This is a genomic window from Streptomyces sp. NPDC002130 (genome assembly GCF_040296465.1).
In the GTDB taxonomy this organism is placed as follows: domain Bacteria; phylum Actinomycetota; class Actinomycetes; order Streptomycetales; family Streptomycetaceae; genus Streptomyces.
On record NZ_JBEOXI010000093.1, the window covers coordinates 21,808 to 28,878 of the forward strand.

Sequence of the window (7,071 nt, forward strand, 5' to 3'; positions counted from 1 at the left end):
GAGCATTCCTGCGGCGGCTGAGGCGGCCGGTCAGTGGTGGCCGTGCGGCCAGGGCCGCCTCAGTGGCTGGCCACTTCGCTGCCAGGCGGCCGACAATGCGGTCTCCTCGTCTGCGCGGCGGCCCGTCGCCTTCCGTCCTTCGGGCAGAACCGGCTACGACCCGGTCACCAACGGATCGGCACGTCGGCCAGGAACGCGGTGAGCCGGTCGGCCAGCAGACGGTGGTCGCGGGCCGAGTAGTGCCAGTGGCAGCCGTTGTGGTCCAGGCCGGTGGTGTCGAGGGGCCAGTAGCGGACCCGGCGGTCACCTGCGCCGGTGCGTTGCCGTACGACGTGTTCGACATGCCCGGCGAACGGGCCCGTACCCACGGCCAGGAGGGTGGTGGCGGGCCCGTAGCGCTTCCGCAGCTTGTCGAGAAACCCGCTGTAGGCGCTGCGGTAGGCGGCGGCGAGGCTCTCGTCGGTCCATGGCTCGCCCGGGTTGACGGGGGTCGAGAAGTCGTTCGTGCCGAGGTGAACCACCACGAGCTGGGGCCGCCAGGTGCCCGGGTTCTGCCAGACGTCGCCAGGCACGTTCAGCAACGCACGGTCGTAGAAGGTGCGGTAGTTCACCTCCGGCGAGCTTCCGTTGTAATTGCGCACCATGCCCTGGCCCGAGTACGCGTTGATCTGGTAGTCGGCGCGCAGTCCCCGGGCAGTGAGGGCGCCGTAGCTCACGTCGGTGTTGGTGGCGCGCTTGAGCTGTTCGCCGTCGCAGTCGCGGGAGGTTGACAGGTTTCCGTAGCCGGCCGTGAGGGAGTCGCCGATGAACTCGATCTGGCGGCTGCGCGCGGCCGGCCGGGCCAGGACGGCACCGCCGGGTGCGGCGACGAAACCGCCGAAGGAGCTGGTGCTCCACGGGGTGTCGTTGCGCTTGACGAGCCGGACGGTGTGCACGCCGTCGCGCAGACCCCTGACCCAGTGAGTGCTCCTGCCCGGGGTGACGAGGGTCGCCACGGTGGTTCCGTCGACCTGGACGTCGTAGTCGGCGGCCGAATCGTCGAGCACGACGCCGACGCCGGTACCCCGGATCCGGCCCTCGAAGTAGACGCCGGGCCAGCTGTACTGGAGCACGTCCCCGGCGGCCTTGACCCGCCCGGCGGTGTGCACACTGTCCCGTACCGCGCGATGGTCCGGTGCGGCGACGGTCGTGGCGGCCGATGTGCCGACCAGCATCGTCGACACCGCCGACGCGACCAGCATCCGTAACCAGGGCATCGGCATGATTGTCCTCCGCGGGGCGAGACGGGTGCAGAGACAGGACAGTGTGACCGTACACCGACAAATTCGTCGTCCACCAGACCGCGTCCGGTTCAGCGGCGGAGCCGGTCGAAGCGGAACGGCACGAGGGCCTCGGGCCGCCGTCCGGTGGCGACGTACTCGGCGAGCCGGTGCCCGGTGACCGGGCCCAGGGTGACTCCCAGCATGCCGTGGCCGGTGGCCGCGAAGGCCTTGTCGTGCCCCGGGATGCGGTCGATCACCGGGAGCCCGTCGGGGAGGAACGGCCGCCCGCCCACCCACGGATCCCGAATCAGGCCGACCAGATCGTCCGGGTCCTCGAACCACGGCTCGGTCGGCGCTCTGCACCACTCCTACCAGGACGACTGCGACGCCCTGCGCCTGGGCGTCCGGGTGGACGGCGACCGCACGGTCCACGCGATCAGCGATCTGCGAGTGCACCAACTGCTCGCGGCGGTCGGCCAGTCGGCCCGCACCCGCCTGCTCGACCTGACTGCCGCACCGCTCAGGCACCAGCAGGACGGGCCGGCGCTCCGCGACACGATCACCGCCTGGTGCCAGAGCGGCTTCAACCTCGTCCGGGCCTCCGCGGCGCTGCACATCCACCGCAACACCGTCGTCTACCGCATGAACAAGATCGAGCAGCTCACCGGCCGTTCGCTGCGCGAGCACCGGACGGCCATGGCGCTGTACCTGGCTTGTCTCGCCGACCGGCTGGCCGGCGACCCGGACCACTGACCGCGGAACTCGAGTCGGGCCGGCAGTGCGGGTGGGCGGGCGGCGGCGTGGGCATGTCCTGGGCCGACAGCGGGCAATGCTGAACTATGGCTACGGATGGTGGCGTTGCGGCCGGAGTACAGGTTTGCTCTCTCAAGGTCGATGCACCTCAGCTGATCTCGCCGGGGGCCACGTACAAGATTGTCCGGTTCCCCTTCGGAGCGGCGGAATCGACGGACCGATTCGACATGCACCAGGCCGTCCAGCCGGACGGTCATGTGGTGAGTGACTGGGCGACAGACGACCGCAGCGGCCTGATCTGGCCGTCCAAAGCCGGCTGGGGCCACCTGCACGCGATGATCCAGTGGGAGCCCGCCAGTGGCACGGCCAGCTACACCGAACTGCGCGACCAGTACGTCCGTGACCCGCTGGGCCTGACACCACATCCCAACGACACCACGGCGACCGAGCACCGCACCCCGACGCCCGGCGGCCAGTACTACGTCAAGAACCATGGCATCTTCGTCGTCCCGGGCACTCCGGTTGCGCTCCGTGTTACGCACAACGACGCCACCCCGCGTCTGGTGACCCTGGCCGAGTTCAAGCTCGTCATCCACGATGCCGCCTAGGCCGGGTTCGGTTTGATCCTGGGCGGCGGGACATGCCTGTGGGCCCCGGGTGTTCCCGGGGCCCACAGGCCGGCAGCTGTCGGGTGGGTTACCAGCGATACCAGCGGCCCTTGCGGCCGCCTGTGTCCGCACTGCGCAGCACGAAGCCCAGCAGCCAGACGACCAGCACGATGACGGCGATCCACCACAGGGCCTTCAGTGCGAATCCCGCGCCGAAGAGGATCAGGGCCAGAAGCAGGACGAGAAGCAGGGGAACCATAGTTATCAACCTCCGTTGCTCCTCGTGCCCGGCGATTCGAAGAACACGCGGCCGATCTCCCTGGTTTCTTACTTCTCTTGCGGGAACGGGACTCGGTTCGTCACCGGCGTTCACCTCCCGGGTGGTGAGCGCCGACGCGTCCCCGCCGCTTCGCCGAGTCCGTCCTGCGCGGGGGTGTGTCTCAGCGCGAGGGCCGCGATGTCGTCGTCGAGTCTTCCGCCGCTGTGCCGCAGCAGATCCCGGTGCAGCTGGTCCAGCAGCTCGCGGGGGTGCTCCGGATCCTGTCGCCGCATCCAGTCCGGCAACGGGAAGAACCGGCCCGTGTGGTCCCGGGTCTCCGATACGCCGTCCGTGTAGAGCAGCAGCTGCTCACCCGGGGCGAAGGAGACGATGTCGACCCAGTAGCGGTCGCCGATGAGCGCTGCGAGGTTGAGGGGCGGGGAGGGGATGGTGGGCTCCAGGATCCGGACCTTCCCACAGTGCGCGATCAGCGGCGGGGGATGCCCGCAGTTGAGAAGTCGTAGCCGGCCGCCGCCGTGCGGGATCTCGGCGAGGAGAGCGGTGGCGAAGTGCTCGGGCTGGTCCTGGACGGGAAACGCGGCGCTGTGGCGCGTGACGGTGGTCTCCAGGCGGTGGACGATGCCCTGCAGGTCGGGCTCGTCGTAGGCGGCCTCCCTGAAGCAGCTGATCACCGCCGAGGCCGCCCCCACTGCGGACAGACCTTTGCCCCGTACGTCGCCGATGAGCAGCCGGACCCCGTGCGGTGTACCGATCGCCTCGTAGAAGTCACCGCCGATCCGGGCCTGTTCCTGGGCCGCCAGATACAGCGATTCGATCTCGACGCCCTCGATGCGGCGCGGCAGCGGGCGCAGCAGCACCTTCTGGGCCGCGTCGGCGACAAGCCGGACCTGGAAGAGCGTCTCCTCCCGCTGAAGTCGGACATGACTGCCGTATGCGGCCGCCAAGGTGACCGCGATGATCGCGGCCGACGTGTACGGCGTCCCCAGATCGGTGTGGAAGAAGCTGAGGACGATCATGAGCACGAGGCAGAACGCCCCCAGCACCATCGTGGGGAGTACGGGCCACATCGCGGCCGCAAGGGCGGGCGCGACGGGCAGGAGGCGGCTGAAGGCGATCTCTCTCGGGGTGGAGAACGCCAGGCCGGCGATGAGAACGGTCAGGACCAGGGGCGCCAGCCGGGCAGCTTCCCATCGGCCGCTGTAGGCGGGGCGACGGCGCCACGGCCGTGCAGACGTGATCACAAAAGTATCTTATCGGTCTAATCGGGCAAGGGGGGTGGAAGGATCACGCGGGCACGGGAATGTGCGGTGGGCGGCGAGGTCCGGGGGGCGAGGCAACGCGGCGCACGGCCGCGCGGACGCCCGAGGCCGGCCGAGCGGGGATCGGGCGCGCGCTCTGGCCACTTGGGATCACCGGTGTTAAAAAGGTCGCATGGCGAGTCTTTTCGCCCGTTTGCGACACCTGTCGGTCAAGCGTCTGATCAGCAAGAGCACGCGGACTGTAGCCGGGCAGGTGCTGGTATTCCAGGTGGCTCTGGTAGTGCTGCTCGTGGCCTGCGGCGTCTTCGCTCTCATCCTGCAGTCGGAGCGGGACAGCAGCGCCGAGGCCAGGCGTCGCTCCACGGCCGTGGCAGAAACCTTCGCGCACTCGCCGGGCGTCCTGGCGGCGTTGCAGACCCCGGATCCCAGCGAGATTCTCCAGCCGCTCACCGAGGCGGCACGCCGGGCCGCCGACGTCGACTTCATTGTGGTCATGGACACCACCGGCATCCGATACACGCATCCCCTGCCGGACCGGATCGGAAAGCGGTTCGTGGGCGAGATCGGGCCGTCGCTGGCGGGAAGGGTCTACGTGGAGAGCGTCGACGGCCCGCTCGGTCGCGAAGTGCAGGCCACCGTCCCGGTCGAGAACGCCGACAGCGAGGTGGTGGCCCTCGTCTCGGCCGGGATGAAGGTCAAGAACGTCGAAAGCCAGTTGAACCAGCAACTACCTATCATCCTGGGCGCGGGCGCCGGAGCGCTCGCGTTGTCGGCCGGCGTGACGGCATTGGTGGGCAGGCGGCTGCGACGCCAGACACACAGCCTTGCCCCGGACGAGATGGCCCTGATGTACGAGCACCACGACACAGTGCTCCACTCGGTTCGCGAAGGGGTGCTGATCGTGTCCGCCGACGGGCGGCTGATGCTGGCGAACGATGAAGCCAGGCGACTGCTGGAGCTGCCGCCGGACATCGAGGGGCGGCTCGTCTCGGACCTGCCGGGCCTCGATCCCGAGACGAAGGCGCTGCTCGCCTCCGGGCGCGAGGCGAGCGACGAGGTGCACCTCGCGGGAGAGCGGCTGATCGCGGTCAACCAGCGGCCCACCGGGCGCGAGGGAGGGCCCAGGGAGACGGTGGTGACACTACGTGACTCCACCGAGCTGCAGGCGGTGACGGGCAGGGCGGAGGTGGCACGGGAGCGGCTCAGGCTGCTGTACGACGCCGGACTCCACATCGGTACGACCCTCGACGTGCTGCGCACCGCCGACGAACTGGCGCGAGTCCCCATACCCCGCTTCGCGGACTTCGTCACCGTGGACCTCGCCGACGTCGTCCTGCACGGCGAGGAGCCGGCCCCCACGGGGACGGACATGCGACGCGCGGCCGTGTCCGGCATCGTGGACGACCATCCGCTCACCGCACAAGGCCGGCTCTTCGACTACCTTCCCTCCACGCCGCAGGCGCGCGGCTACGGCAGCGGCCGCTCCCAGCTGGTGAGCGACCTGCCGACCGCCGTGGGGTGGCGCGTGCAGGACCCGGAGCGGGCCAAGGCGATCATCGACTACGGCATCCACTCCCTCATCACCGCGCCCATCCAGGCCCGTGGCGTCGTGCTGGGCATGGCCAGCTTCTGGCGCACGCAGCAGCATGAGTGCTTCAACGAGGAGGACGTGTCGCTCGCGGAGGAGCTGGTGGCCCGTGCCGCGATAAGCATCGACAACGCACGCCGCTACACCCGCGAGCACGCCCTGGCGGTCACCCTCCAGCGCAGCCTGCTGCCGCAGGCCATGCCCGAGCAGAACGCCCTCGACATCGCCTATCGCTACCTCCCCGCCCAGTCGGGCGTGGGCGGGGACTGGTTCGACGTGATTCCCATGCCGGGCAGCCGGGTGGCACTGGCTGTCGGCGATGTGGTCGGCCACGGCCTCCACGCCGCCGCCACCATGGGACGGCTGCGTACGGCGGTGCACAACTTCTCCGCCCTCGACCTGCCCCCCGACGAGCTGCTGAGCCATCTGGACGACCTGGTCGGAAGCATCGACCAGAGCGAGGCGGCGGAGAGCGCGGCGGGCGTCGTGGGCGCCACCTGCCTGTACGGAATCTACGACCCCGTGACACGCCGCTACGTCATGGCGAGGGCGGGGCATCTGGCGCCCGCGCTGGTCCGGCCCGACGGGACCGTCACCTTCCCGGACGTGCCCGCCGGTCCACCGCTCGGCCTCGGAGGCATGCCGTTCCAGACCGCGGAGCTGTGTCTCGCCGAGGGAACCCAGCTCGTCCTGTACACCGACGGCCTCATCGAGGACCGCAGGCGCGACCTGGACGTGGGATTGGAGCTGCTGCGCGATGCGCTCACCGGCAAGCCGGGCCGGCCACCCGAAGAGACCTGCCAGGACGTGCTGGACAGTGTGCTTCCCGGCCGTCCGAAGGACGACGTCGCCCTGCTCGTCGCCAGCACGCGGCAACTGCCGCCCGACCGGATCGCCGACTGGGACGTGCCACCGGACCCCGCCGCCGTCGCGGGTATGCGCGACGCCGTGTCCCGACAGCTCGAGGCATGGGACCTGTCAGAGCTCGGCTTCACCATAGAGCTCATCCTCAGTGAGCTCATCACCAACGCCATCCGTTACGGCTCCGGACCGATCCACGTACGGCTGATCCGTGACCGCACGCTGATCTGTGAGGTGGCCGACGGCAGCAGCACCTCACCCCATCTGCGCTACGCCGCGACGACGGACGAGGGAGGCCGGGGCCTGTTCCTGGTGTCGCAGATGGCTGAGCGCTGGGGCACCCGGTACACCCCGCAAGGCAAGGTACCAGGCCCGCCACGTACCGGGCGCCCTCGGGCCACTGCTCGACCCACCATCGGCGCTGCTTGACGGACTCCTCGACCAGCGACACGACATCCGC

Annotated in this window: 7 protein-coding genes; 3 read left to right on the forward strand and 4 right to left on the reverse strand. The window is 69.7% G+C overall.

The genetic code is table 11. From position 1 onward, the window contains the following. Window positions 1–164: 164 nt before the first annotated feature. Together ABT116_RS19225 and ABT116_RS19230 are read right to left on the reverse strand one after the other, a co-directional pair. Window positions 165–1,241, reverse strand: a complete 1,077-nt coding sequence (locus ABT116_RS19225) for an SGNH/GDSL hydrolase family protein (RefSeq protein ID WP_502983899.1) — start codon at window positions 1,239–1,241, stop codon at window positions 165–167. A 110-nt stretch (window positions 1,242–1,351) separates the two neighbouring features. Then, the gene (locus ABT116_RS19230; protein WP_351634910.1) at window positions 1,352–1,519 is read right to left on the reverse strand and encodes a hypothetical protein; all 168 of its coding nucleotides are present in this window, start codon (window positions 1,517–1,519) and stop codon (window positions 1,352–1,354) included. On the opposite strand from ABT116_RS19230, the gene ABT116_RS19235 reads away from it, so the two are divergent. After that, window positions 1,506–2,015, forward strand: a complete 510-nt coding sequence (locus ABT116_RS19235; protein ID WP_351634914.1) for a PucR family transcriptional regulator — start codon at window positions 1,506–1,508, stop codon at window positions 2,013–2,015. The genes ABT116_RS19230 and ABT116_RS19235 overlap by 14 nt on opposite strands. A gap of 86 nt (window positions 2,016–2,101) precedes the next feature. Then, window positions 2,102–2,623, forward strand: coding sequence for a hypothetical protein (locus ABT116_RS19240; protein WP_351634916.1), 522 nt, complete (start codon window positions 2,102–2,104; stop codon window positions 2,621–2,623). Between the two features lie 88 nt (window positions 2,624–2,711). Here ABT116_RS19240 and ABT116_RS19245 read toward each other — a convergent pair whose 3' ends face one another. Both ABT116_RS19245 and ABT116_RS19250 read right to left on the reverse strand, forming a co-directional pair. Next, a complete protein-coding gene (locus ABT116_RS19245) occupies window positions 2,712–2,882 on the reverse strand; it encodes a hypothetical protein (RefSeq protein ID WP_031106884.1) in 171 nt (56 codons plus the stop codon). 110 nt (window positions 2,883–2,992) lie between these two features. Then, window positions 2,993–4,144, reverse strand: a complete 1,152-nt coding sequence (locus ABT116_RS19250; protein WP_502983898.1) for a PP2C family protein-serine/threonine phosphatase — start codon at window positions 4,142–4,144, stop codon at window positions 2,993–2,995. Between the two features lie 190 nt (window positions 4,145–4,334). Between ABT116_RS19250 and ABT116_RS19255 the strand changes: the two genes are divergently transcribed. Continuing rightward, a complete protein-coding gene (locus ABT116_RS19255; RefSeq protein ID WP_351634918.1) occupies window positions 4,335–7,040 on the forward strand; it encodes a SpoIIE family protein phosphatase in 2,706 nt (901 codons plus the stop codon). The last annotated feature ends 31 nt before the right edge of the window (window positions 7,041–7,071 follow it).